The following is a 25,150-nucleotide window of genomic DNA, read 5'->3' as shown; positions in this document are numbered from 1 at the left end:
AAGAGGTAGTACAAAGCGTACTTTGATTGATCGACGTTTCTGCTTTGTCCACATAAAATAGCACAGTCTTTACAGCAAAAATTTCTTAATATTTTGCCCAACTATGCACGATTTTGATTAATACCTCATTACCAAATCTACACCAAAATAATTTGTTATTTTCAATTTACCCTCATCTTTGTCCCTAAAATTTCCTGTTAAAATAAATATAAAATCAATCAATGCCCAAAGTATAGTTGTCAAAAACCCGATCCCCAGAAATAGTAGACCTATTACACTTAATAAGAAGCATTATAAGGCTCGATACAATTTTACCAACCATAAATTGATGAATCCCCAATGCACAAAAAAACAAGTAAACGATCGCTAGCATCACATTTAATTTTTGTGACTGACCTTCAACAGAGATAGGAAAAATAGATTTAATGGTATCCCTTCACAGACAAAATCAATGGTATCCCCTACCTTTGGTGTTTTTACCCTAAAAAATCTTCAGGCAAAAATTGATAACGCTTATCATCATCTCCAAAAACGAGATAAACCCTTTGATCTTGACCAATAATCGTACCTTTCATCTTTAACACCTATAAAGCTGCTCCTCATGTGTTATTCATAAAGAGATTATTTCTTTTTATAATATGTTGATTAACCTCACGGTGTAAATAAAATTTGTAGCAGCCGTGATAAACGTGAAATTAAAATAGCTCTGATCCCCCCAATGATCTAATGTTTCTGCTGCTATAAGCAGCAATACAAAACACACCTTAGTGGATTTACGTCGTTGTTTTACCTACATAAAATAGCACAGTCTTTTTCAATACTTTTATTCAACTGTGCATATTCCTCTTAATATCTCACATTAAAGAAATAGAGTACAATAATCTTGCATTATGCAACTCAATATATTGGTTGAAATAAAAAGTAAACTTAATTATTTTCTTTTTATTATAAAATTTTTACAAATCTGTAATCTGATTCCCATCTTTATCCGTAAATCTTCCAGCAACAATGACTATAAAATCAACAATTGCCCAAATACCGGTAATTATCAATCCAAACAATGATAAAGATAGAACCAGCATTAAAGCACCAGTCCGAACTTTACCAACCATAAAGCGATGAACACCAAAGATACCAGCAACCCAACAAAGCAGTGCGAACATTATCTTTGTGTTCTCTGTACCTGGTCTCAACAATGGGAAAACAGAACTGACAACACCTCCTTCACAGACAAAATCAACAGCATTACCAATCCTTGGTGGATTCTTTCCCAACCAATCCCAAGTCGCAAACTGATAACGTTTACCATCATCACCCGAAACGAGATAATTTCCTTGGTCTTGACTAATAATTATACCTCTCATATTAATCCCTATAAATTTAAACACTTAAAAATTATTGCGTATATGCCTTTGATAAAAAATCTCAATTTCATAGTCTAAATAATATCATACTCTCACACTCTTTGCTCGCAACTATACACGATATAAATCACCAGCATAACGCGCTTGGGCTCCTAGCATTTCTTCAATACGAATAAGTTGATTGTATTTTGCTAATCTATCCGAACGCGCAAGAGAACCTGTTTTAATTTGTCCACAATTCGTTGCAACCGCAAGATCTGCAATGAAAGAATCCTCTGTTTCGCCTGAACGATGAGATATAATGGCACGATAACCTGCTTTATGTGCTACTTCTACAGCATCAAGTGTTTCACTCAATGTACCAATTTGATTAACTTTTATGAGAATAGAATTGCCTACCCCCATTTTAATACCATCACGCAAACGTGCTGAATTCGTTACAAACAAATCATCGCCAACAAGCTGACATTTTTCTCCAATTGTGTCAGTGAGTAACTTCCAACCTTCCCAATCATCCTCTGCCATTCCATCTTCAATTGTAATAATAGGATAATTTTTCACAAGCTGCGCTAAATAATCTACCTGCTCTTGGATGTCACGGCATTTGCCCTCACCTTTATAAAAATACGAACCATTTTTATAAAATTCGGTTGAAGCACAGTCTAAACCAATGGCAATTTGTTCACCTGGTTTATAGCCACATATCATGATAGATTCCATAATAAAATCAATAGCTTGATCAGAACTTTTAAATTGAGGTGCAAAACCACCTTCATCACCAACATTGGTATTATAACCCGCATCTTTTAAACGCGTTTTCAATGCATGGAAAATCTCAGCGCCATAACGGATAGCTTCTCTTACAGTAGGAGCTCCTATAGGAATAATCATAAACTCTTGAAAATCAATCAAATTATCAGCATGAACGCCACCATTAATAATATTCATCATGGGGGTTGGAAGAATATGCGCTTGTGTACCACCAATATAACGATACAAAGGTAAATTTAATGAATCCGCAGCTGCTTTTGCAACAGCTAATGAAACACCAAGAAGTGCATTGGCACCAAGACGGGCTTTGTTTGGCGTTCCATCCAAAGCAATCATTGCTTGATCAATAGCAATTTGATTTGTTGCATCCCGCCCACCAAGTTCTTCAAGAATTTCGCCATTAACTGCAGCAACCGCTTTTTCAACACCTTTCCCTTGATAGCGCAAACCACCATCACGAAGCTCTATAGCCTCGTGTGCTCCTGTTGAAGCTCCCGATGGAACCAGAGCGCGACCAAAAGCTCCATTCTCCAAACGAACATCAACTTCTACCGTTGGATTACCACGGCTATCAAGAACTTCACGTCCAATGATATCGACAATTATAGTCATATGTGTTTCCTTATCCAATAAAAGTCTTGATTCATTTCTAATGTCCTATTAATGAAGTGTTTTTCTCTTCTCAATTCAACTTCTTTGACAGATAATCAAACTCCATTAAAGTCTCAAGCAATCTTTGTAAATTATCAAGTTTAACCATATTGGGTCCATCAGAAGGTGCATTATCTGGATCTTGATGTGTTTCTAAAAAAATACCAGCTACCCCAACAGAAACAGCTGCACGCGCTAAAATTTCAACAAATTGACGCTGTCCACCAGATGAAGCACCCTGCCCCCCAGGTTCTTGAACAGAATGCGTTGCATCAAAAATAACAGGAGCACCAAATGAACGTAAAATAGGCAATGAACGCATATCAGAAATAAGTCGGTTGTAACCAAATGACGTGCCTCGCTCACAAAGCATAACATTCGGATTACCACTGTAAACAACCTTTTTTAAAACATTCTCCATGTCCCACGGCGCTAAAAACTGACCTTTTTTAATGTTAATAACACAGTCTGTTTTGGCGGCTGCTACCAAAAGATCTGTTTGACGACATAAAAAAGCCGGTATTTGTAAAATATCAACCGTAGAAGAAACAATTGTACATTGCTCTTCTGTATGCACATCAGTTAGTACAGGGCAATTAAACTCTTTTTTTAAATCAGAAAAAACAGCCATTGCCTTTTCAAGACCAATACCACGTGCCGCACCCAAAGAAGTTCGGTTAGCTTTATCGTAACTCGATTTATAAACAAACCCGATACCAAGCTGATCGGTAATTGTTTTAATACGACCGGCCATTTCAAAAGCATGATCGCGACTTTCCATCTGACACGGCCCTGCAATTAATGAAAGAGGCATTTCATTTGAAAAAATAATATTTCCAACTTTCACACGGGCATTTGGTTTAGTCATTTTATCCCTCAAAAGCAAAGTAACCCAATTTATGCATTAAACTAATCGACTTTGTTCTACAGCGGCTTCAATAAAAGAAGAAAAAAGCGGGTGAGGATCAAAAGGACGAGATTTTAATTCTGGATGATATTGAACACCAATAAACCATGGATGATCTGCATATTCTATCGTTTCTGGTAAAATACCATCAGGAGACATCCCAGAAAAAATCAAACCACACTGTTCTAACTTATCCTTATAATCAATATTGACCTCATAACGATGACGATGTCGCTCGACAATCTTGGTTATCCCATAAATTTGAGCAATATGACTCTCTTCTTTTAATTCAGCAGCAAAAGCACCAAGACGCATTGATCCGCCGAGATCACCATTTCTTGTACGTTTTTCAAGAACGTCTCCTTTAAGCCATTCTGTCATTAAACCTACAATTGGATTTTCTGTTTCGCAAAACTCACTTGACGAAGCATTCTTAATCTGTGCAATATTGCGCGCAGCTTCTATACAAGCTAATTGCATCCCAAAACAAATCCCTAAAAATGGGACTTTACGCTCTCGTGCAAATTGAATTGCTCGAATCTTTCCTTCTGCCCCTCGTGCCCCAAAAGCACCTGGAACCAAAATTCCATGGGCTTTTTGTAAAGCTGAAACAGAATCTTCTTTTTCAAAAAGTTCCGAATCAATCCACTCAATATTAACTTTTACTTTATTCGCTAAACCACCATGTGCAATCGCTTCAATAAGAGATTTATAAGCATCCTTTAAACCCGTATATTTTCCTACAACAGCAATCGTAACTTCTCCTTCAGGATGGTGAATACGATGCGTAATATCTTCCCAACGATCCATCTGAGGGGAAGGTGCCGAATCGATTCCAAAAGCACAAAGAACTTCAGAATCCAAACCCTCCTTATGATATGCCATAGGAACATCATAAATTGTTGGCATATCTAATGCCTGAATGACTGCATTGGAGCGAACATTACAAAAAAGTGATAATTTGCACCGTTCTGTTTCTGGAATAGATCTATCTGCACGTACAAGCAAAATATCAGGAGAAATACCAACTGCTTGCAATTCTTTGACAGAATGTTGTGTTGGTTTCGTTTTTAATTCACCTGCTGAAGGAATATAAGGCATTAATGTGAGATGGACATAAACGACATTTTGTCTCGGTAGCTCATTGCGAAGCTGACGAATCGCTTCTAAAAAAGGCATTGCTTCAATATCACCAACCGTTCCGCCTATCTCACACAAAACAAAATCAAATTCTTCATTTCCCATCGTAATGAATCTCTTAATTTCATCCGTAACATGAGGGATAACTTGGACTGTTGCCCCCAAATAATCACCACGCCGCTCTCGTTCAATGATATTGCGATAAATACGCCCTGTTGTGATATTATCTTGGCTATTTGCAGAACGCCCAGTAAAACGCTCATAATGACCAAGATCAAGATCCGTTTCTGCACCATCATCGGTCACAAATACTTCACCATGTTGATAAGGTGACATCGTACCTGGATCAACATTTAAATAAGGATCAAGTTTGCGAAGACGTACACGATAACCACGAGCCTGTAATAACGCTGCTAACGCCGCCGCTGCGATGCCTTTTCCAAGGGAAGAAACCACACCACCAGTAATAAAAACATAACGTGCCATGGGCTTATGGTGATAAGCAATTTATAATGATTTTTCCAGCAAAAAATGCAAAAAGAAACAATTTTTCTTCTAAAATAAAAAAGGTGAAAAAATCACCTTTTTAAAAAGTCTATATTTTCTTAAAAAACTATTTCGTACTGTTATCCGGAACTGTATTTTCAAGAACCGGTGGAACTGGACTTTCTGCTTCAGGATTTGTGGACTGTTTCTGTTCCTGCGGAGAATTCGAATTGCCTCCTAGCTGTTCAAGAATAGAAGGGGAAGAAGACTCACCATCTGATGATGGGACTGATTCTGATCCTTTATTGGTAGAATTCTGTTCTGAATTAACCGGTATACGCTTTAAAATATCAGAACTAGAATTTGATATATTACCCACCACGGTAAGCCCAATAGACACAACAAAAAAACAACAGGCTAAAATAGCAGTCAAACGTGTTAAAGGATTTCGAGATCCACGAGTTTTCATCAACCCTGAGCTATTACTCACACCTAGCCCACCACCTTCTGAAGGTTGGATTAATATAACACCAACCAGAGTAATCACAATCAACAAATGAATAACTATAAGTACTGTTTGCATAAACCCTGCTCTTCAAATAACTCTTTCATAGCTATTTACACATAAATAACACACAATCCAAGGAGAAACTAAAATTTCTCTACTATAGTTTACGACAAACATCGCAAATAGTTAAAAAATCAATCGCTTTTAAGCTTGCTCCACCTATTAAAGCACCATTAACATGAGGAATGCTTAAAAGCTCAAATGCATTGGATGGCTTTACGGACCCACCATAAAGCAGACGTATCTTATCGCCTTCATCACTAAAACGAGAGCGCACCTTATCACGAATGAAATGATGTACTTTTGCAATATCTTCTGGAGTCGCTGTATTGCCGGTGCCTATCGCCCAAACAGGTTCATAAGCGATAATGGTATTTTCTGCTGTTGCATCATCTGGTAAAGATTCTTCAAGCTGCTGCGTGAGAATATCCAGTACTTTATTATTATTACGCTCCTCCAATGTTTCACCAATACATACAAGAGCCACAAGACCTGCTCGCCACGCAGCTTGCACTTTGGCACAAACAATCGCATTATTTTCTTGGTACATTGTACGACGTTCTGAATGCCCAATGATGACATGACTTGCTCCTGCTTCTTTAAGCATAAAAGCTGAAATATCTCCAGTATAGGGACCATGATCATCAAAATGACAATTTTGTCCTCCCAAAAGGAGATTTTTGCCATCCAGCATATCAGAAGCACGGGATAAAAGCGTTGCTGGGACACAAATAAGCGCCTCAAAAAGATGACTGAGATCAGATCTAACGCCTGTAGCAATAGCACGCAACTCTCCAAGTGTTTCACCCGTTCCATTCATTTTCCAATTTCCAGCAAGAAAAGGCCGAGTATTTGGAGACATATTTTCACCTCAAGAGCTCTTACAATACATTGTTTATCTGTAGTTACCAAATTATAACATGAAAGCAAGTCTTTAAAGCTTGCATCTTTTGTCTCTTTATTGCAAATTCTATTACTGCTTTTGTAATAATTTATGTTAAAAATAGGATTGAACAATGCTTGACGTCATAAGAAGTGCTACAAATTCTTGGATTTTCAGAATTTTCCTTGCTATTTTACTCTTATGCTTCATTCTTTTATGGGGGGTACCGCATTTACACAAAAAAAGTGAAAGAGATCTTATTACTTCTGGAAAATCCACAGTAACTGTCGATGATTATCGTCTCGCACTTGCCGATCAAAGTGCACGTTTAGCCCAGGCGGCTCATCTTGGACGTATGTTTACAGCAAATGAAATGCAGCAATACCAAATTCCTGCTTTTGTGTTTAATCAATTACAACAAAATGTATTGCTTGATGAACAAGTACGTAAAATGAAAATAAGTCTTTCAAAAGATACAATAGCTCATACGATTGGTTCTGATAAGATGTTCCAAGTAAATGGCACTTTTGATAAAAATTTATTTTATAACTATCTTCAGCATTTACGTATTAGTGAAAGTGCTTTTCTTAATTATTACTCCAAACAAGAAAAGCGTAACCAACTTATTTCAGCTTTACTCTCTGATATGAAAGCACCAAATCTCTTTTATAAAGCACTTGCTCTTTATCAAGGAGAAATGCGTATTGCTGATTATCTCGTTATTGATCTAAAAGAAAAGGAAACAATTGCTGATCCTGATGACGAAACACTACAAAAATGGTTTAAAACACATCAAAGTCAATTTCGTGCTTCAGAATACCGCACTGTCTCTTTGTTATCTATGGAACTTAATAATTTTGTAAAACCTAAAGATATCTCAACAGATGAGGCAAAAGCCTATTATACACAAAATGCTTCACGTTTTGTAACGCCTGAAAAGCGTACATTCGAGGAACTGCGATTCCCCTCACGTGAAGAAGCCGATAATGCAGTAAAAAAAATAGCTGATGGATTGAGTTTTGATGAACTGGTAAAAGCTGAAAAAAAGACTCTTAATGACATAAAAAAAGGGCCTATTGCAGAAAATGAACTTCCTAATCATCTAGCATCTGAAGTTTTTGAACTTCAACAAGGCCAAGTCAGTCCTGTGATAAATGACTTACAGGGTCCTGTTATCATTCGCGTCACACATATTGAACCCTCAAGCTCTCTTCCTTTTGAAAGTGTCGAAGAAAATATTCGCCAAACACTTGCCAAAAATCGTGCTACTGATGATATTCGTAACAATTATGTAGCCATTGAAAATGCTCGTTTTGAGGGTGCTTCTCTCAAAGAGCTAGCTGATCAATACAAGTTATCTTTGCGCACAATTACCATTGATAAAACGGGAAAAACGCTTGAAGGTGCAATACTCACGGATTTACCTCAAAAAGATATTTTACTGAATGCCATCTATCAATCAAACGAAGGAGTCGATCTTGATCCTCTCTCTTTTCAAAATGGTGGTTATCTCTGGTATAAGGTCGATAAAATTATTCCTGCCCGCGATAAGACACTTGAAGAGGCTAAGCTAGATGTTCTTTCTCAATGGAAAAGTGAGGAAATTCAACGTCTTCTTGATGAAAAAGCCCAAAATGCTCTCAAGCAGCTCACGGAAGGAAAAAGTCTTGTTGCTCTTGCTCATACCCTTGCTGTTACAAAACAAACAACACCAGCCCTCCGGCGTCAAGACTCATTTGCCCCCCTTGGCGTTGAAGGGATTAAAGCATTATTTTCTGCTCCCAAAGGTCATTATGGCATCATAAAAGGTCCAGTTTCAACAAACCGTATCATTTATCAAATAAAGACTGTAACCATGCCTCAAGATATCACGCCTCATACTCTTTCAACTGAGGTTCGCACCAATATAGATATGATGATAAGAGAAGATCTCAAGCTAGAAATGCTACAAGTTGCCAATAAAGAACACCCTTTGGAAATTAATAGCACAAATTATAATCAGATCTTTAACGCTCTCCAATAAAAAGATTGTGCATAATTTAAAGAACTTATTCGATAAAGTTTCCATCAACTCTTCGTCTATAGTTGAAGAGGTAAGATAGGTCTCTTGTTTCCATATCTTAGGATCAGTATTTGTATAATGATTAATTCTCTCGCAAATCAGTGCATGTATGGATTTGCGAGAAAATAGTCAACGGAATGTAGAGTCGTTTTTGCAACGCATTAAAAAATATTATCCATCCAAAGGTTGTAAAAGTTGCCGCACACTAAGCTATACCCATTAAGCTATAAATGTCATCCCTATCGTCATTCATTTATAGCTTATCATATTGCTACTCTTAATACTCATTCATAAGGAGCGTATTGCTTTTTCTTTAAATGATTTCATTTACACACCCAACTTATAATATACAAAAAAACTATTTTTAAAATTCATTATAAAAATGAAGAAATCTTTTTCTATTCAAGACTCTCATTCAATATGAGAAAAAACGAATTATCATTATAAATCAATATATTCATAAATCATAACAGTCATCAATTATGATTTTATAATTTCTCAAAAATAAGAGTTTTTTATAGACTTATAGACTGCCAAGACAACTTCTCTCATAAAATAGAAATTTTATTTCATTTGCAAATGAGATACAATCAACATACTTAAAAGTTTTTCATCAAACAAACCAATGTATTGAGCTTTATCTCATATTTTTCTTTCTCTGCATCTCACCCTTCCAATACACTGAATAAAACATATTACCGATAAAGAAATACATCGTATTTTCAAGATCATAAAATTTCTTATTCTTTTGCGCTCATAACAACCAAAACATCAACATTTTTTATAACAAAAAATGGTTTGGAAACACCATAGTTCCTTTTATCTTCATATGAGAAAATCAGTCTATATGTTACGCATTCCGACATAGTAATATTCTTTTACAATATCTTTGGAAAATTGCCGCTTATTGCTGCCCTTGTTATCAACCAATAGCGATATATCAATGGCAACGTTGCATTCTCTTGAAAAATTTCAGCCCCCAGCTGTATAGCTTTTTGAAGAGAAGCCGGTACAATGACCAATGGAAGAAAAGCTGGCTTAAGAACTCTAGGTAAAGCACAAGAATACTCGTGAAATTGGGTATAATGATCGCGCGATAATGCTACCATAGCTTCAACAATACGACCCTTTTGTTGATCACTGAGACGATGAGATTCCAAATCTTCCCTATTCACTCCTACAGCCTTTAATATATCAGTAGGTAAATAATATTGATATCGTGATTGCATGAATGATAAAAGACGCAATACACCACTTAATCCTTGAGATATCCCTCCATGTTCATAGATATCTGTAAACTCTTGTGCAGTATCAGGATCTAATATCTGACAAGAAAGCTGTAAAATTATGCTTGCTGTCTCACCACAATAATGCTCTAGATCATGAAGCGTTTCTATTGGATTGTGATAAAGATCTAAAATTTGTGCATTACAATAACGTAAAAAAGCTGTCTTAGGTAAATTAAAAAGAGTCATTGCTTTCAATAAATCACTCAAAATCGGATTATTTCCACTCGTTTGTATTTCACCATGAGCAATAGAATCATACCACCAACGTAACCGTATTTCTCCTATGAGTGGATCATGTACACTTTCGCGAATACGAGAAACTTCAGCATTAAATACGTAAAGAGCAGCCAATGCTTGGCGCTTTTTTTTAGGCGCAAATAAAACCGATATATAGCGATCACGATCTATGGTACGTAAAATATCAAGACAATAAGGAAGAGAGCCTATCATTCGAACCTATTAACGTCCCTTTTTTAGCAATGAAATTAATATCCTCTTTTTATTCATATTAAAAAATGAGGGATAAGCAAATACAGCTCAGAAAATAAGATTTTTAAATGTGTCTCTTAACTGTATTATGAATTAAAATTTCTTTTCTAGTCACTTTTCGTTTTAGAAAGAAAAAAATTAAATAAATAACTTTTCTGATAAAACTTATCTTATCGAACCTCAAGTTTTCATTTGCAGTAAAAAAAGCTAAAAACTAATCGTACCATGCATAGTGAAACTTAGAATAACAAACAACGCAAAACACTTTTTCACCGAATAGATGACAATGTTATTTATAAAAATGCACTGATCATAAAAACTTCATCAAATCATTGACCTCCTCCCCATTCTAAAGGACAAAGATTCTTACCAATACCAATTTGTAAAAAATCCAATTGCTCTCGGTGAGTTTCTATTACTATCAACATATTTATTTATAATGATAATTTATTGTTTTATATGTTAAATTAGAATCCCAAATATCGTAGAATGCTTTCATTTCAAACCAATTCCATGTTGACTCAATCAAAACTATTCCCTTGCACGTCACAAGCAGGGCTGGCTTGTAGGTAAAAACTGTATAAGAAAGAATTAAAAATGTCTCTTATGAACTGCCTCAAGTGCCAAGAGTTGATCACTCATGTGATTCATTGAACTACGAACAAGCTCTGCCCTGAATACTTGCTGCTGTATTTAAAAACACTTAATGTGTTAAGTTATGTATATTTTATTCCCCTTATATCACCACTTTAAACGACGGTATTTTACGGCGCAGTAAAGTAATCACACAATTCTTTCATACTAGATGAGAGAATTTTTTTATTAAACAATACTCTATTCTACCGCAAATAATAATGCCGCAACAGCGCGATCTTCAGCCAATAAAACATTAAATGTACGCACCGCCGCTCCCGTACTCATTGTATCTGATGAAATACGTTTTTCCCATAAAAGAACCCGTAACTCTTCAGGTAATCGCAATAATTCAATGCCAGTACCTATTAATAAAACTTCGATTTCAGAAGCTTCTTCTAAAATACGAGATATATCCTCTTGAGTGGGAATAGGTCCTGCCATGTCAATGCCATAAATACCTGATGGTACACAAATAATAGAACCTCTATGAGACATATCAGCAAAACGAAATCCACCATTTCCATAAGCATCAATAGGTGCGCGACTTGGAAAATGCGCTTCACGAATTTGAATTGCATCGAACATGAACAAGCACCCTTTATTTTTGAATAATCCAATTGTCTTTGCTACTTCTCACCATAAAATTAAAGGAAGGCTGATACAAACATTGATATCTTAACCATAGCCTAGTATTGAAGTGGAAATTTTAATAAAACCCTAATCTTCTCATACAACGAGTATATGAAAATTTGATAATAAACCGCAATCAAAAGCTATACCTGCTTAAATAAATCTATCTTTTAAAAAGTTTTCTCAGCTTATTTACTCGCAAGTTTCTTTTTATAGAAACAATGATCTTGTTTAAAAAACAGAAAAAAATTGCGTAATATTCTATAAATAAAGCAACTATTTTAATAATCTCAAGGAAACAAAAACTCCATTTTCTGTAGCCACTATAAAAGCTATTTTTCCAATGAAATTGTCCTGATCTTGCCAAGCTTTTTATAAAAATGCTGAAAAAATGTAATAAACTGACATTACACCTTAAGATGCATTTTCTTTTGATATAGCTTTTTTCTCTTTAGAGACACTCATGTTTTCTTTCGTTGTCGTTTTAGATTTAGACTTTTGTGGTGTTTTTGTTTTAGCATTAAGCTTTGATTTTTTTTCTGCAATCGGCTCACCTTTAACGCGCACATCAGCTAATGTTGAGCGAATAACACGAATATTCATACTCTCACCAATTTCAACCTCTAATTCACCACTCTCGTCGTGAACCTTCGTAACTTTGCCGATGATACCACCACCCGTTATAACTGTATCACCACGACGTACTGCATTAAGCATTTCTTGGCGTTTTTTCATTTGAGCACGCTGTGGACGAATCATAAAAAAATACATAATTGCAAAAATTAAAATGAGAGGGACAGCGCTAGCAAATGAAATTCCACCGGAAACATCGCCTGCAACTTGAGCATAAGCGTTCGTAATAAACATTTTCATCTCCTATAGTTAAACCTCAGGTATTTCCCACTCTATTAAAATGAAATTCCGATACAGAAAAAATTCCTAAAGAATTTATCATAAAAAGCAATAACTACATAATCTAATCACAGCTTTACAAAAATGCAATAAATCCTTAAGAGATAGAATACCAAAATACAATGAGAAAAATCTTTAAAATAGATTCACTTTCCCCTATTATATATCCTAAAATATAAAATTTTTCACTAACTCAATAAATTATACAAGATAATTTTTCTCATGAAAAAACTTTAATTTATATAGATAATTTATCGTTTTTGATATCGAATGACAGATCTAAGTACAGTAAAATACTCTCATTTCAAACCCTCTGAATTAATCAAAACGATTTTCTTGCACGTCTCACATATGAAATGAGCCTGTAGATAAAAACTTTTTAAGAAAAGCGTGAAATATCTCTTTTCATGCTTCTCTCAAATGCAAGAGCAGTTGGAACACTGAAAGCTGACAAATAGTATGATGCTATTGCCTTACACTTTCATAAACACAAAGATGGTAATATCTAACGCTCCAACGAAATACTCTGATTAAACCAATGATTTTTTGCTGCAATGTTATTGATTTAAGAAAATCAATTGTTTTTCATGAAGTTTCTATAAACTGTAAGACTATTCAAATTTTAAAGTCATCAATCAATTAGTTTTCTAAATATTTAAGGGGATCAACAGGTAATGAATTCTTACGCATCTCAAAATAGACACGTGGCGTTTTAACATTTCCTGAAACACCAGATTTAGCAATCTCATCACCGCGTCTTATCCTTTGTCCTTTGTTAACAACAAGTTTACTGTTACATCCATAAATAGTGATAATATTATTTTCATGTCGAATCATCACAACATTACCAAGCTCTTTTAATCCATCTCCCGCGTAAATAACAACACCATTTTCTGCCGCCTTTACCGAAGATCCTTCCGGCACTGCAATATCTATTCCTCGATTCATTACTGTTCCCTTTTTTTGACCGAACTGGCTTAACAAACGCCCTCGTACTGGCCAACGCATCTTAGAAATTCCTGTGGCTTGCGGAGTCGTCATATTATCTGTATTCGTAACAGTATTTGACAAACCAGTCTCATGATTCAATTGCGTCATCTGTTTAGAAAAATTTTTCTCAGAACTTGATTTGTTCATCTTTGCAGAAGGTGGCGTTATTACAGGAGTTTTATATATAGGAGAGGACTTCTTGTTTTTTATAGAGGACATCACTTGAGATTGGAAGGCAGATTCTGTTGTTGACACTGCCCAATCGTTATTATTGTGTGCATTTGAAGCTGCTAATGTACGCCTGCTTGGAACAACAAGTACCTGACCGATATAAATGGAATTACTGTTTATACCATTTGCTGATTTTAATGCCTCAACACTAACCCCTATTTGTCGTGCAATACTGAGCAGTGTATCTCCACTCTGGACAATATAAGAGTTCCGCCGAAAAATAGGAGATTTATCCATTTGTGAACGGGAAAGTGTTCCAAGATTACGTGGAGGGGCCCCCATAACGCGACCATCAGAAGAAGTTATCCTACCTTGATGTGGAAAATTATAGGGAGAATTGTCATCTCCCCACGAATCATCGCTTGATTCCACAGGCGGCAATTCAGTGCTTTGTATCATACCACTACCGTACGATAGCATTCGCGGATCTGTAGACATAGTACTCGATATATTTGATTGAGATGATACCGTACGATGAGAGACAATATTGGAAAAACGCTGTGTACCAGAACTACAGCCAGCAACAATAGTTACCACCGCTAAAAAAGTTATTCTCTGAAAATTATGCTGGAAAATATTATCCAAAGCTTTTAAACACATCGTTTCGCTCACTCATCAATAATCAACTCACTCTATTAAAGCTTTTTTAAATTACCGAAGAGTTAAAATGAGATGTTTTATTCATAAATATCTTTATATAAGATCAAAATGAATTTAACGTAGACAATTTGCAGCACTTTCTTAACTTTCAAAAATTAAAGTATCTCCGCAATGCCTTTAATAAAAGGTTGGTAACGCACTTGAAACAGTTCTAAACACTCAAATCGACTACCAATTTTTGTATAGCGCGTCACCGTTTGTACCCCTTCGTCAGGTCCTATCGCCTGAATGAGAATTCCGTTTTCAGCTAAAAGTTCTAAAAATTCCTTGGGTTCATCAAAACGTGATGGCCAAATAAGAATGCGATCAAATGATCCCAAGCCTGTCACACTATGACTTCCATCAATCTGCCGTATAATAATATTTTCAATTCCTAAAGTTTGAAATTTTTGGCGCGCCAAATCAACAAGCGTTTTATAACGATCAATCGTTGTCACACGGTCACTCAGACATGCCATAAGCGCAGTACAAAAACCAGATCCTGTACCGATTTCTAAAACGCGATGCCTTTTTTTCAACGATAATGCCGAAAGAATTAAGAGTTGTTCTTCCAAACGTTCCATATATTCACCACACTCAAGGGGAATAACCTTATTATCATAAGCACTATTAAACCAAGGAGCAGAAACAAACTGTTGACGCGGAATTTTCTCTAATGCCGAAAAAAATCGCACGTCATCAATGCCTTTGCTACGCATTTTCAGTACAAGAGCGGCTAACTCCTCACGAAATTGTAAAATACCCTTTTGCCCCATAGTATCATTCAATCCCCAATGGAGGTGCACTTTTATTATACTGACAAACTGCTTCTTTTAAAATGGCAAAAACTTGCGTTTGCATATTATCACCTCTTGGCAATAAACGCATATTGTCTCTCCTTTCGTAAAATTAAGCAGTAATACAACGCATGCCTCCCATATAAGGTTGTAAAACATCTGGAATAACAATTGATCCATCAGCCTGTTGATAATTTTCAAGCACGGCAATAAGACAACGTCCAACAGCTGTACCAGAACCATTAAGGCTATGAACAAAATGCAATTTTTTATCGCCTTCTGTACGATAACGTGCATTCATACGACGACCTTGAAAATCTCCACAAACTGAACAGCTAGAAATTTCACGATAACATTCTTGACCAGGAAGCCAAACCTCGATGTCATAGGTTTTACGTGCTGCAAACCCCATATCACCCGTAGAAAGAACCACTGTGCGAAAAGGCAAACCAAGTCGTTTTAATATATCTTCCGCACATTCTGTCATACGTTCTAATTCAATTAAAGACTGCTCTTCACTGGTAATTGAGACCATTTCAACTTTCCAAAATTGATGCTGACGCAACATACCGCGCGTATCACGACCGGCTGCTCCCGCCTCTGAACGAAAACAGGGAGATAAAGAAGAAAATCGCAGTGGTAAATCTGATATTTCAAGAATTTCATTGTTGACCAAATTGGTTAATGGCACTTCTGCCGTAGAAATAAGCCATCGACCATCTGTTGTACGAAAAAGGTCTTCAGCAAATTTCGGCAATTGTGCTGCTCCGTAAACAATCTCATCACGAACAAGAAAAGGTATTGAGACTTCTGTATAACCATGCTCATTGACATGCACATCAAGCATAAATTGACCTAATGCCCGTTCTAGCCGTGCTAACGCCCCTGAAAGTATTGTAAAACGTGTTCCAGACAAACGACTAGCTCGTTCAAAATTCATCTGCTTGAGATCTTGACCAAGATCAAAATGTTCCTTTGGTGTAAAATTAAATGTTGGAGGTGTACCAAAATGTCGAATGACGACATTATCACTTTCATCTTTACCTTCTGGAACATCATCTAATGGAATATTTGGAAGTGCTGAAAGAATTTTTTCAAGACTCTCCGTCAGCTGTTTTTCTTCCGCTGTTGCAGAGGAAAGAAAGATTTTAATCTCTTCACCTTCAGCTCTAAAGCTTTCAGCCTTTTGCTGATCAGATACCGCTAAAGCCTGTCCTATTTTCTTTGAAACCGCATTGCGACGTTCCTGCGCCAATTGTACCTTAGCAATATGCGACCGACGTGCAAGATCAAGTTGTATTAACCTCTCAGCTTGCGGCTCAAGACCTCTACTTACGAGTGCTTTATCTAATTTCTCAGGATTGTCACGAATCCACTTAATATCAAGCATAAAAATTCCTCATTTATATTTTTTTATTAATTTCTTATCGCATAAGATTATACACTTTTCTTAAGCGGATTTTCTTCTCTTTTCTATACTGTAAGCAATTAAAATTGAAATCTCGTAAAGTGCTATCGTTGGTAAAGCCACTGCAAACATCGTAAAAAAATCCGACGGCGTTATGATTGCCGCAATGATAAAAGAAAGTAAAATAGCCCATTTTCGTTTAGACGCCAAATCATGAGACGTTAAAAATCCAACTTTTGTTAAAAGACTGATGACAAGAGGTAATTGAAAAATCAAACCAAAAATTAGGATAAATGATGTCATAAAGCCCAAATAATCAGAAATACGCACTATAAACTCTATTTTCAAATGAACATCTGGAAGAAATTGTTGAGAAAGGCTAAACCATAGTATTATTGGCGCTAATAGACCATAAACAAACGCTCCCCCAATACAAAATAAAATAGGCCCCCCAATGAGAAATGGTAAAAAAGCCATACGCTCATTTTTATAAAGCCCTGGTGCAATAAAACTATAAAACTGAAAAGCCGTATAGGGAAAAGATAAAATAATTCCCCCAAAAGCAGAAAGCTTCATCTTCGTTAAAAAAGTTTCCCATACTTGCGTTGATTGCAAACGAATATCCTCAGGATTACCCCCTGCTATTTTCATTGCCCACTGATACGGCCATAGTAAAAAATTTAAGATATAATCTTTAACAAGAAAACACATCATAAAAGCGATCATAAATGCAACTAGGGCAGCAATAATTCGCTGACGAAGTTCGATTAAATGTTCTAAAAGTGGTGCCATATGGGCATCAACTTCATCTTTCTTAACATTCATGACACATCTTCTTTATCTTTAGAAGCTATAGATCCTGTCATATCTTTATTGGTTACGTTGTGATCGCATTCCAAAAAATCTTTACCTTTTTCTGATTTATGGTGTGTTGCCTTAACATCCAAATTATCGTGGATATCTTCTAATGTATTTTGAATGGGATCAAAAGTCTCTGTCAACTTCTTGCTTGAATCGCTAATATCCGAATATGTTTTTTGCAAATCATCGAGCTCGATTTGTCTTATTGCATCATCAAACTGATGACGCAGCTCTTTTGCCATTAAACACATATGAGCTCTTACCTTTGCTATTGTCTTTAATATTTTAGGTAAATCTTTCGGTCCAACAACAATGATGAGAACAAGTAAGATTACGACAAACTCTGGTCCATCAATCCCAAACATCTCTTAATTCGACTTCCTCATCAAAAAATAACGCACAATGATGATTACGTTTTTGTTATTTGACACGCTGTTTTTTAGCAACAGATGTTTTGCTTCTTTTAGAAGCAGAAGAAGCCTTTCTGCGCGCTGTTACATGTTTTACCGATAATGGCTGAGATTGTTGAGATTCTACATCAATTATTTGGGAAGTAGTAGCCATTTCAACTTTATCCTCAATGCCATCATCTTCTTCCTTCATATTTTTTTTGAAGGCTTTAATTCCCTTAGCAACATCGCCCATTAATTCAGAAATCTTACCGCGACCGAAAAGCACAAAGATAATCAGTAAAATTATAATTAAATGCGTTGGTGAAAAAATATTACCCATTACTCTCTCTAACTTTATGCTTTTAAATTTGATTTCATTTATTCATGCTTCCTCTGAAGAATGTATCAAATATAATATCTTAATTATATATTTTCTTCTTAACTTAAAAACAATCACACGCTTTTATTGCAAAAGAACTTTTTATCATCTCATCCCTTCTTAGCGTATTATAACACAAACCATTCAAAAATGATAAACCGCTTCATATAAAATTAAAAAAGCTTAAAAACTTTTCTAAAATAACTTCATCTGATCTCTTAGTTACTCATCTTCCTGTAAATACTATAGCTCATGTCTTTCCTTTTAAACAATGTTGTACGTATCATTACAAATATTTCCTCCAAATTATCCATTACTGATAAAAAACATACCATGCTGTAAAAAAATTTACGTATTCAATTAAAAAATTCAGAAAGAAAAATCTCTAAACAACTTTCTTGACACATCATCAGTCTCTTTAAAAACTATCATCTTACGCATAAGATTTATTCTTTGCGTTGGTGGGAATTTTATCATCCATTATTCCATATACAATACGAAATATAAGCCATCATCGCATTCAATTAAATATCTGACGTGTGGATAAAAACTATTCGCGGAAAGAGTAAAAATGCACTTTATGAATCAGGTCAAGTGCCAAGAGGTATGGCCAATACTAAAAAATAAAAATGGTACCAGCTTGCGCCTTTATTCAGTAAAATACCTCCATATAACCAGCTCTTTGAACCGCTGCATGCCCTAACTATTACAAGTCTCCGGATTCTGGGCATGCGTTCTCATAATATCATGTGCTTAACTTATCTCAGTATTGAAAACAGAATGGGCATTAATAGAAAATTACATCCAATCAAAAGCATGGAATCGAAGCACAATCCATGTAAAAGAATTTCTTATCCTAGTCTTTTTATAAGATTATCTCATAAAGCCGCTAGATAATACAGTGTTAGAGATAGATACACCTATTTACTTTAGTTAAAAACCTCTCATTTTATTGAGATCGCTTGCAGAGAACATATCACTTTTTAAAAGTTTTGTTTTAGCACCATACACAATAATCTAGCCATTTAGCATGTATAATATAAAGCTTGGGTTTCGCTTAAACCAATGAGATTCATCCACACTTTTATAAAAATCTATCACTATAATACCAGCACTTTATTGCTCTATCCATAATTTTACGCTCGCTAAAAAAACTGATAAATGTAACAATGTTTTTATCAAGCATTTTAAATTCTTTAATCTTTAAACAAGTAAATTTATGAACGAATTTGAAAGATAACCTTAAATTTTTTAACAAACTTCACTAATATTCTCGTTAATTGCTTGTCTTTTATAGTTTTCCTGAAAGAGTCCGCGATCATAAGAAACTTCTCTTACAACATAACTATCTCTATTGAAATGTTTGCCCTCTCCCTATCTATTTTTCATATAAAAAAATTTAAGATCTTAATGATGAATCTCATAATATGAAAATAGCCCAGTGAATAAATGCTCCTATGACATTAATATTTTTCTGTAGGGTATTATTTGGGAGTGAGGGTATTATTTGATTTCTATAAGAGTATTTTTATGGATATCAATTCTAATATTCTATGCTAATAATCCGGTACAGTTATACATATGATAGAGTTTATTCCATGAATTATCGGCATATTTATCATGCTGGCAATTTTGCTGATGTTTTTAAACACATTATTGTCACTCGCATTGTAGAATATCTCAAACGCAAAGAAAAAGCTTTTCGCGTTATAGATACGCATGCTGGAATCGGTATTTATGACCTTTCTTCTTTAGAAGCACATAAAACAGGAGAGTGGCGCGAAGGTGTCCAACGGCTTTTTTCAACTCCTATCCCAGAAGATTTAAGAGCACTCCTTTGTCCATGGTGTGATATCATTGATGCCCTTAATAAAGGGGAAAAAGAAATTGTATTTTATCCTGGATCTCCTGTTCTTATTCGTCAATTATTACGGAAACAAGATCGCCTCACCGCAATAGAATTGCACAACGAAGATTATCATATTTTAGCAAAAAACTTTGCCGGAGATTATCAGACAAAAGTTCTGCATTTAGATGGTTGGCTTTCCTTGAACGCTCATGTACCACCAAAAGAAAAACGTGGCTTTATCCTTGTTGACCCTCCCTTTGAAAAAACTGGAGAATTTTCCCGCCTTATTGAGGGATTAATGAAAGCCTATCGTCGCTTTTCTGGAGGGATCTACGCTTTATGGTATCCTGTTAAATATGATAAAGAAATTGAAAGTTTTCTTCACGCGCTTTATCAAACTAGAATTCCTAAGATTCTACAGCTTGAAATGCGTATCCGAAAAAGCTCAAGTCCACCGACAATGAATGGAAGTGGTATGATTATTATTAACCCTCCTTATCTTTTGGAAGAAGAAATGAAAAAACTCAGCCCCTTTCTTATCAACCGTCTGGGACAAGATGAAAATGCCCAAATAACGCATAAGTGGCTTCAAAAAGAACATCTATTATGTTAAATCTTTCTCTATATTTTTTCTAAATCAAATATCATGTTGTAAGATACAAACGCATTAAATGATAAAGTTCTTTGATTTTTTAGATAATATCAACATGTTATAATGATATGCTAACAACGATCAGCGTGAATTAATTTTTTCCCTTTTAGAAAGTCTATCCTCTTAATCATTATAGATTTCCTATTCCAATCATTTTAATGGATAAATTGAGCAAATTCATAAAACTATTTTAGAATAACAACTCTTATATTTTTTATAAAAGATCGGCTCTCTAAAATCATACTCTTATGCTATAAGATTTTATTGATAGAAAAAATTATAAAGATATAAATAATCATTATTTAATAAAAAAGAATATTTCATATATTAAACAACAAGCATATTCTTAATAAACGGAATGGTCCTGAAAAATAATACAAATTGTCCGCAAAATGAAGGGGAAAAGCTTTCTTTTCTCTCTAACATTACATGGAATAATGCCAATCAAAATAATGAGAAAAATCAATTCCAAGGTGTCAAATTCATACAAGAGTTTGTTAGACACCTCCCGCATAAGCCAGGGGTTTACCGGATGATTGGTAAAAATGGTGATGTTCTCTATATTGGCAAAGCTCGTAATCTCAAAAAACGTGTTTCAAACTATACACGTGAACAAGGACACAATAATCGTATTACCCGCATGATTCGCGCAACATATCATATGGAATTTATCGTCACCCATACAGAAACAGAAGCACTCCTTTTAGAAGCCAATCTCATAAAAAGATTGCATCCACATTTTAATGTATTACTACGTGATGATAAAAGTTTCCCTTATATTATGATTACAGATGATCATCGAGTGCCTGGACTTTACAAACATCGTGGTGCCCGAACACGAAAAGCTCACTATTTTGGTCCTTTTGCTTCTGCTGGTGCAGTGACACAAACAGTTCATGTTTTACAACGCGCCTTCTTATTACGAACCTGTACTGATTCAGTTTTTGAAAACCGTACACGCCCCTGTTTGCTTTATCAAATTAAGCGATGTTCTGCACCTTGTACCCATGAAATTAGTGACAATGATTATAAAGAACTGCTGAGGGGAGCAAAAGCGTTCCTTTCGGGAAAAGATCAATCTATTAAAAGTAATATGGTTCAAGCTATGCATAAATCCGCAGAAAATCTTGATTTTGAACAAGCAGCTTCCTATCGTGACCGCTTATCAGCCCTTTCTCATATACAAAGCCATCAAGGTATTAATCCTCAAACGATAAAAGAAGCGGATGTATTTGCAATTGCGCAAAAAGAAGGAATGACCTGTATTCAAGTGTTCTTTTTTCGCATGGGGCAAAATTGGGGAAACCGTGCCTATTTTCCTAAAGCAGATCCCTCTTTTTCCTGTACTGAAATTTTAGCGAGTTTTCTTGCTCAATTTTACGATGATAAACCACTTCCCAAAAGCATCCTTTTATCTGAAGAAATTGAAGAAAAGACACTTCTTACAGAAGCATTGAGTCTCAAAGCAAATCACAAAGTGTCTCTCTCTTTACCCAAACAAGGTGAACGGAAAACTCTTGTTAATCATGCCTATCTCAATGCTCATGAAGCACTTGAACATAAGCTTTCTGAAACAGCCACTCATACAAAATTGCTTCAAGGTCTTGCCAAAACATTCCAACTACCTTTTCCTCCACGCCGGATAGAAGTCTATGATAATTCTCATATCATGGGAACAAATGCTGTAGGTGCTATGATTGTTGCTGGTCAAATGGGATTTGTTAAAAATCAATATCGCAAATTCAACATTCGCTCAATAGATATCACGCCTGGCGATGATTTTGGCATGATGAAAGAAGTGATTAAACGAAGATTTTCACGCCTTATAAAAGAGCATGATCAGTCAAATAGAAGTCATGACATAAAAGATAATGATCTTTTTCCCATTTGGCCTGATCTTATCTTAATCGATGGTGGTGAAGGACAAATCAACAGCGTACATGCAATACTTGCTGAATTACAATTAAATGACCTCTTCACAGTTGTTGGAATCGCCAAAGGTGTTGACCGCCATGCGGGACGTGAACGATTTTTTATAAAAGGTATCCCCCCCTTTACACTTCCTCCACGTGATCCTATCCTCTATTTTTTGCAACGTCTACGTGATGAAGCACACCGTTTTGCGATTGGAGCTCATAGGATAAAACGAAAAAAAGAAACATTCAAAAACCCACTTGATGAAATCGAAAATATCGGTCCGACAAGAAAGCGTGCGTTGCTTCATCATTTTGGAAGTGCCAAGGCTATTGCTAGTGCCTCACTTGAAGATTTAAAAAAAGTTACGGGAATTTCTATGACAATTGCACAAAAAATTCATAACCATTTTCATGAAAAATAGGCTTGTTTCATAACCTTTGCCTTGTTACGTTTAGAAAATATATTCTCTTTCACAAGAATTAAAAATGGCTCCATGAAAAATCATACTTTTTCTTTTCCAAATATTTTAACTTATGCACGAATTGTCGCAGTCCCAATGGTTGTTGCATGCTTTTTTTTAGAAGGGCGATTACAATCAAGTGATATCACCCGCTGGATTGCTGTGTCCATTTTTATCGTTGCATCCATTACTGACTTTCTTGACGGTTACCTTGCTCGTATTTGGGAACAAACATCCAATATTGGTCGCATGTTAGATCCAATTGCTGATAAACTTCTCGTCTCTGCTTGTTTGCTCTTGCTTGCCGCAGACAGTACCATCGCTGGGTGGACACTATGGGCAGCTATTATCATTCTTTGCAGAGAAATTCTTGTATCAGGATTACGTGAATATTTGGCTGAGTTAAAAGTTAGTGTTCCTGTCTCTCGTCTTGCAAAATGGAAAACTTTTGTACAGATGATCGCTATTGTATTTCTTTTAGCTGGACCAGCCGGTAATAAAATTTTCCCTTACACAATAGAGTTCGGCATTACTATGCTGTGGATTTCTGCCCTCCTTACATTGTGGACAGGATGGGATTATTTTCGTGCAGGTTTAAAACACGTTATCCTATGAATAGTATGGAGATTTATAATGATAATTTATCTTTTTGTACTTAAATAAAAGACGAAAATAGCATAAGATTGATTCATTTAATGATAAATCAATAAAACGCTCTTTTGCACATTACAAGTAAGGGTGGCATGTAGATAAAAGCTCTTCAAAAAAAGAGTAAATAGATTTTATATTCTTGCAAAAGCAGCTGCAATATTAAATGCTAACAACGATGAATGCTCCCTATGCTTTCAAAAAAGTCTATAATCTCATAAGCAAAAAACCGAAATATAGTGTTTCGGATTTTTGCTTCTTATAAACTCTTGATTAACCAACAATTTCTACCTCAGAAAACCAAAAGGCGATTTCTGTTTTTGCCGTTTCAGCGCTATCGGATCCATGGACAGAATTTTCGCCAATCGATAAAGCATGAACCTTACGAATTGTCCCTTCTTCTGCATCACTAGGATTCGTAGCCCCCATTACTTCACGGTTTTTAGCTATTGCATTTTCGCCTTCCAAAACTTGTACAACAGTTGGACCAGAAGACATGAATTCAACCAATTCACTAAAAAAAGGGCGTTCTTTATGAACAGCATAAAAATTTTCAGCCTCACGTTTGCTCATCCAGACACGTTTAGACGCAATAACACACAAGCCCGCATCCTCAAGCATTTTAGTAATTGCGCCAGTCAAATTACGACGGGTTGCATCTGGTTTAATCATCGAAAAAGTACGCTCTAAAGCCATTTAATCACCTTTATTTCATTTATAATATTCTCTCGCCATTTCTATAGCGAGCAAGAAGCGATTTGCCAAGTGACTCTGCAAAAATCTACACAAATTCTCAAAAATATAGAATGAATTATAAAGAAAACTTTGATAGAAATACCTGTAATTTCTCATCCCATCATAAAGATGCGCTACCGACTCTCAATAAACATTGAACCTTCTTGTATAATCTTAAATGCCTCTCATCAAATTTATCATTGAAGTCATAAGAAAAGCCAAACATGCAAAATATATACCTTTTTGAAAGCCTTCTTCTTTAAAGAGGATGAACCTAGATACTTCGATCTAGGTTTGAAAATCCTTCTACACACATTGAGATCAATCAAAAAATAACCATATAATTAAAAACTATAGCGTACACCTAAAATACCCTGAAGAGACTGTTTTGTTTTACGTCCTTT

20 protein-coding genes are annotated in these 25,150 nt (G+C 35.5%); 4 read left to right on the top strand and 16 right to left on the bottom strand.

Annotation, left to right across the window (positions count from 1 at the left end):
- Positions 1-956: 956 nt before the first annotated feature.
- The 6 genes from ACFIKE_RS03840 to tpiA all read right to left on the bottom strand — a co-directional run bounded on the left by ACFIKE_RS03840 (position 957) and on the right by tpiA (position 6,749).
- Positions 957-1,364, bottom strand: coding sequence for a TM2 domain-containing protein (locus tag ACFIKE_RS03840; RefSeq protein WP_375625937.1), 408 nt, complete (start codon positions 1,362-1,364; stop codon positions 957-959).
- Positions 1,365-1,475: 111 nt separating this feature from the next.
- The gene (gene eno / locus ACFIKE_RS03835) at positions 1,476-2,747 is read right to left on the bottom strand and encodes a phosphopyruvate hydratase (protein ID WP_375648434.1); all 1,272 of its coding nucleotides are present in this window, start codon (positions 2,745-2,747) and stop codon (positions 1,476-1,478) included.
- 70 nt (positions 2,748-2,817) lie between these two features.
- The gene (gene kdsA, locus ACFIKE_RS03830) at positions 2,818-3,654 is read right to left on the bottom strand and encodes a 3-deoxy-8-phosphooctulonate synthase (RefSeq protein ID WP_375625933.1); all 837 of its coding nucleotides are present in this window, start codon (positions 3,652-3,654) and stop codon (positions 2,818-2,820) included.
- A 36-nt stretch (positions 3,655-3,690) separates the two neighbouring features.
- Positions 3,691-5,319 carry a CTP synthase gene (locus tag ACFIKE_RS03825; protein ID WP_375648433.1) on the bottom strand — a complete coding sequence of 543 codons (1,629 nt, stop codon included), beginning with the start codon at positions 5,317-5,319 and terminating at the stop codon, positions 3,691-3,693.
- 127 nt (positions 5,320-5,446) lie between these two features.
- Positions 5,447-5,902: a preprotein translocase subunit SecG gene (gene secG / locus ACFIKE_RS03820; RefSeq protein ID WP_375624989.1), complete on the bottom strand. Its 456-nt coding sequence runs from the start codon at positions 5,900-5,902 to the stop codon at positions 5,447-5,449.
- Positions 5,903-5,984: 82 nt separating this feature from the next.
- Positions 5,985-6,749: a triose-phosphate isomerase gene (gene tpiA / locus ACFIKE_RS03815; RefSeq protein ID WP_375624990.1), complete on the bottom strand. Its 765-nt coding sequence runs from the start codon at positions 6,747-6,749 to the stop codon at positions 5,985-5,987.
- 154 nt (positions 6,750-6,903) lie between these two features.
- On the opposite strand from tpiA, the gene ACFIKE_RS03810 reads away from it, so the two are divergent.
- Positions 6,904-8,793 (top strand): peptidyl-prolyl cis-trans isomerase, encoded by a 1,890-nt coding sequence (locus tag ACFIKE_RS03810; protein ID WP_375625927.1) that lies wholly within the window; start codon positions 6,904-6,906, stop codon positions 8,791-8,793.
- Between the two features lie 917 nt (positions 8,794-9,710).
- Here the strand turns inward: ACFIKE_RS03810 and ACFIKE_RS03805 are convergent.
- The 9 genes from ACFIKE_RS03805 to tatA all read right to left on the bottom strand — a co-directional run bounded on the left by ACFIKE_RS03805 (position 9,711) and on the right by tatA (position 18,446).
- Positions 9,711-10,571: a phytoene/squalene synthase family protein gene (locus ACFIKE_RS03805; protein WP_375625925.1), complete on the bottom strand. Its 861-nt coding sequence runs from the start codon at positions 10,569-10,571 to the stop codon at positions 9,711-9,713.
- Between the two features lie 873 nt (positions 10,572-11,444).
- A complete protein-coding gene (locus tag ACFIKE_RS03800; protein WP_273723333.1) occupies positions 11,445-11,831 on the bottom strand; it encodes an Mth938-like domain-containing protein in 387 nt (128 codons plus the stop codon).
- Between the two features lie 459 nt (positions 11,832-12,290).
- Positions 12,291-12,743, bottom strand: a complete 453-nt coding sequence (gene yajC, locus ACFIKE_RS03795; RefSeq protein WP_375625922.1) for a preprotein translocase subunit YajC — start codon at positions 12,741-12,743, stop codon at positions 12,291-12,293.
- Positions 12,744-13,427: 684 nt separating this feature from the next.
- Positions 13,428-14,609, bottom strand: coding sequence for a peptidoglycan DD-metalloendopeptidase family protein (locus ACFIKE_RS03790; protein ID WP_375648432.1), 1,182 nt, complete (start codon positions 14,607-14,609; stop codon positions 13,428-13,430).
- Between the two features lie 155 nt (positions 14,610-14,764).
- On the bottom strand, positions 14,765-15,424 hold the full coding sequence (locus tag ACFIKE_RS03785) for a protein-L-isoaspartate(D-aspartate) O-methyltransferase (protein WP_012754986.1): 660 nt from the start codon (positions 15,422-15,424) through the stop codon (positions 14,765-14,767).
- 133 nt (positions 15,425-15,557) lie between these two features.
- The gene (gene serS, locus ACFIKE_RS03780; RefSeq protein WP_375648431.1) at positions 15,558-16,835 is read right to left on the bottom strand and encodes a serine--tRNA ligase; all 1,278 of its coding nucleotides are present in this window, start codon (positions 16,833-16,835) and stop codon (positions 15,558-15,560) included.
- 60 nt (positions 16,836-16,895) lie between these two features.
- Positions 16,896-17,678: a twin-arginine translocase subunit TatC gene (tatC, locus tag ACFIKE_RS03775; RefSeq protein ID WP_375624998.1), complete on the bottom strand. Its 783-nt coding sequence runs from the start codon at positions 17,676-17,678 to the stop codon at positions 16,896-16,898.
- Complete coding sequence (locus ACFIKE_RS03770) at positions 17,675-18,079, bottom strand: twin-arginine translocase subunit TatB (protein WP_375625916.1); 405 nt, start codon at positions 18,077-18,079, stop codon at positions 17,675-17,677. Before ACFIKE_RS03770 ends, tatC begins: the two co-directional genes overlap by 4 nt.
- A gap of 55 nt (positions 18,080-18,134) precedes the next feature.
- Entirely contained in the window at positions 18,135-18,446 is a 312-nt protein-coding gene (tatA, locus tag ACFIKE_RS03765; protein ID WP_273788360.1) for a twin-arginine translocase TatA/TatE family subunit, read from the bottom strand.
- Between the two features lie 1,637 nt (positions 18,447-20,083).
- Between tatA and ACFIKE_RS03760 the strand changes: the two genes are divergently transcribed.
- The 3 genes from ACFIKE_RS03760 to pgsA all read left to right on the top strand — a co-directional run bounded on the left by ACFIKE_RS03760 (position 20,084) and on the right by pgsA (position 23,978).
- Positions 20,084-20,947, top strand: a complete 864-nt coding sequence (locus tag ACFIKE_RS03760; RefSeq protein WP_375648430.1) for a 23S rRNA (adenine(2030)-N(6))-methyltransferase RlmJ — start codon at positions 20,084-20,086, stop codon at positions 20,945-20,947.
- A gap of 397 nt (positions 20,948-21,344) precedes the next feature.
- The gene (uvrC, locus tag ACFIKE_RS03755) at positions 21,345-23,324 is read left to right on the top strand and encodes an excinuclease ABC subunit UvrC (RefSeq protein WP_375648429.1); all 1,980 of its coding nucleotides are present in this window, start codon (positions 21,345-21,347) and stop codon (positions 23,322-23,324) included.
- 72 nt (positions 23,325-23,396) lie between these two features.
- Positions 23,397-23,978 carry a CDP-diacylglycerol--glycerol-3-phosphate 3-phosphatidyltransferase gene (gene pgsA / locus ACFIKE_RS03750; protein ID WP_375625003.1) on the top strand — a complete coding sequence of 194 codons (582 nt, stop codon included), beginning with the start codon at positions 23,397-23,399 and terminating at the stop codon, positions 23,976-23,978.
- A 306-nt stretch (positions 23,979-24,284) separates the two neighbouring features.
- Here the strand turns inward: pgsA and ndk are convergent, their stop codons facing one another.
- Complete coding sequence (gene ndk / locus ACFIKE_RS03745; RefSeq protein WP_375625004.1) at positions 24,285-24,707, bottom strand: nucleoside-diphosphate kinase; 423 nt, start codon at positions 24,705-24,707, stop codon at positions 24,285-24,287.
- Between the last annotated feature and the right edge of the window lie 443 nt (positions 24,708-25,150).

The organism is Bartonella sp. MU70NMGDW, assembly GCF_042194085.1.
In the GTDB taxonomy this organism is placed as follows: Bacteria; Pseudomonadota; Alphaproteobacteria; order Rhizobiales; family Rhizobiaceae; genus Bartonella; species Bartonella grahamii.
This window is presented reverse-complemented; position numbering and strand designations above follow the sequence as displayed.

Coding starts and splice junctions, on each gene's coding strand:
- ACFIKE_RS03840 (WP_375625937.1), bottom strand. CDS start 1,364: ATGAGAGGTATAATTATTAGTCAAGACCAAGGAAATTATCTCGTTTCG.
- eno (WP_375648434.1), bottom strand. CDS start 2,747: ATGACTATAATTGTCGATATCATTGGACGTGAAGTTCTTGATAGCCGT.
- kdsA (WP_375625933.1), bottom strand. CDS start 3,654: ATGACTAAACCAAATGCCCGTGTGAAAGTTGGAAATATTATTTTTTCA.
- ACFIKE_RS03825 (WP_375648433.1), bottom strand. CDS start 5,319: ATGGCACGTTATGTTTTTATTACTGGTGGTGTGGTTTCTTCCCTTGGA.
- secG (WP_375624989.1), bottom strand. CDS start 5,902: ATGCAAACAGTACTTATAGTTATTCATTTGTTGATTGTGATTACTCTG.
- tpiA (WP_375624990.1), bottom strand. CDS start 6,749: ATGTCTCCAAATACTCGGCCTTTTCTTGCTGGAAATTGGAAAATGAAT.
- ACFIKE_RS03810 (WP_375625927.1), top strand. CDS start 6,904: ATGCTTGACGTCATAAGAAGTGCTACAAATTCTTGGATTTTCAGAATT.
- ACFIKE_RS03805 (WP_375625925.1), bottom strand. CDS start 10,571: ATGATAGGCTCTCTTCCTTATTGTCTTGATATTTTACGTACCATAGAT.
- ACFIKE_RS03800 (WP_273723333.1), bottom strand. CDS start 11,831: ATGTTCGATGCAATTCAAATTCGTGAAGCGCATTTTCCAAGTCGCGCA.
- yajC (WP_375625922.1), bottom strand. CDS start 12,743: ATGTTTATTACGAACGCTTATGCTCAAGTTGCAGGCGATGTTTCCGGT.
- ACFIKE_RS03790 (WP_375648432.1), bottom strand. CDS start 14,609: ATGTGTTTAAAAGCTTTGGATAATATTTTCCAGCATAATTTTCAGAGA.
- ACFIKE_RS03785 (WP_012754986.1), bottom strand. CDS start 15,424: ATGGGGCAAAAGGGTATTTTACAATTTCGTGAGGAGTTAGCCGCTCTT.
- serS (WP_375648431.1), bottom strand. CDS start 16,835: ATGCTTGATATTAAGTGGATTCGTGACAATCCTGAGAAATTAGATAAA.
- tatC (WP_375624998.1), bottom strand. CDS start 17,678: ATGAATGTTAAGAAAGATGAAGTTGATGCCCATATGGCACCACTTTTA.
- ACFIKE_RS03770 (WP_375625916.1), bottom strand. CDS start 18,079: ATGTTTGGGATTGATGGACCAGAGTTTGTCGTAATCTTACTTGTTCTC.
- tatA (WP_273788360.1), bottom strand. CDS start 18,446: ATGGGTAATATTTTTTCACCAACGCATTTAATTATAATTTTACTGATT.
- ACFIKE_RS03760 (WP_375648430.1), top strand. CDS start 20,084: ATGAATTATCGGCATATTTATCATGCTGGCAATTTTGCTGATGTTTTT.
- uvrC (WP_375648429.1), top strand. CDS start 21,345: ATGGTCCTGAAAAATAATACAAATTGTCCGCAAAATGAAGGGGAAAAG.
- pgsA (WP_375625003.1), top strand. CDS start 23,397: ATGAAAAATCATACTTTTTCTTTTCCAAATATTTTAACTTATGCACGA.
- ndk (WP_375625004.1), bottom strand. CDS start 24,707: ATGGCTTTAGAGCGTACTTTTTCGATGATTAAACCAGATGCAACCCGT.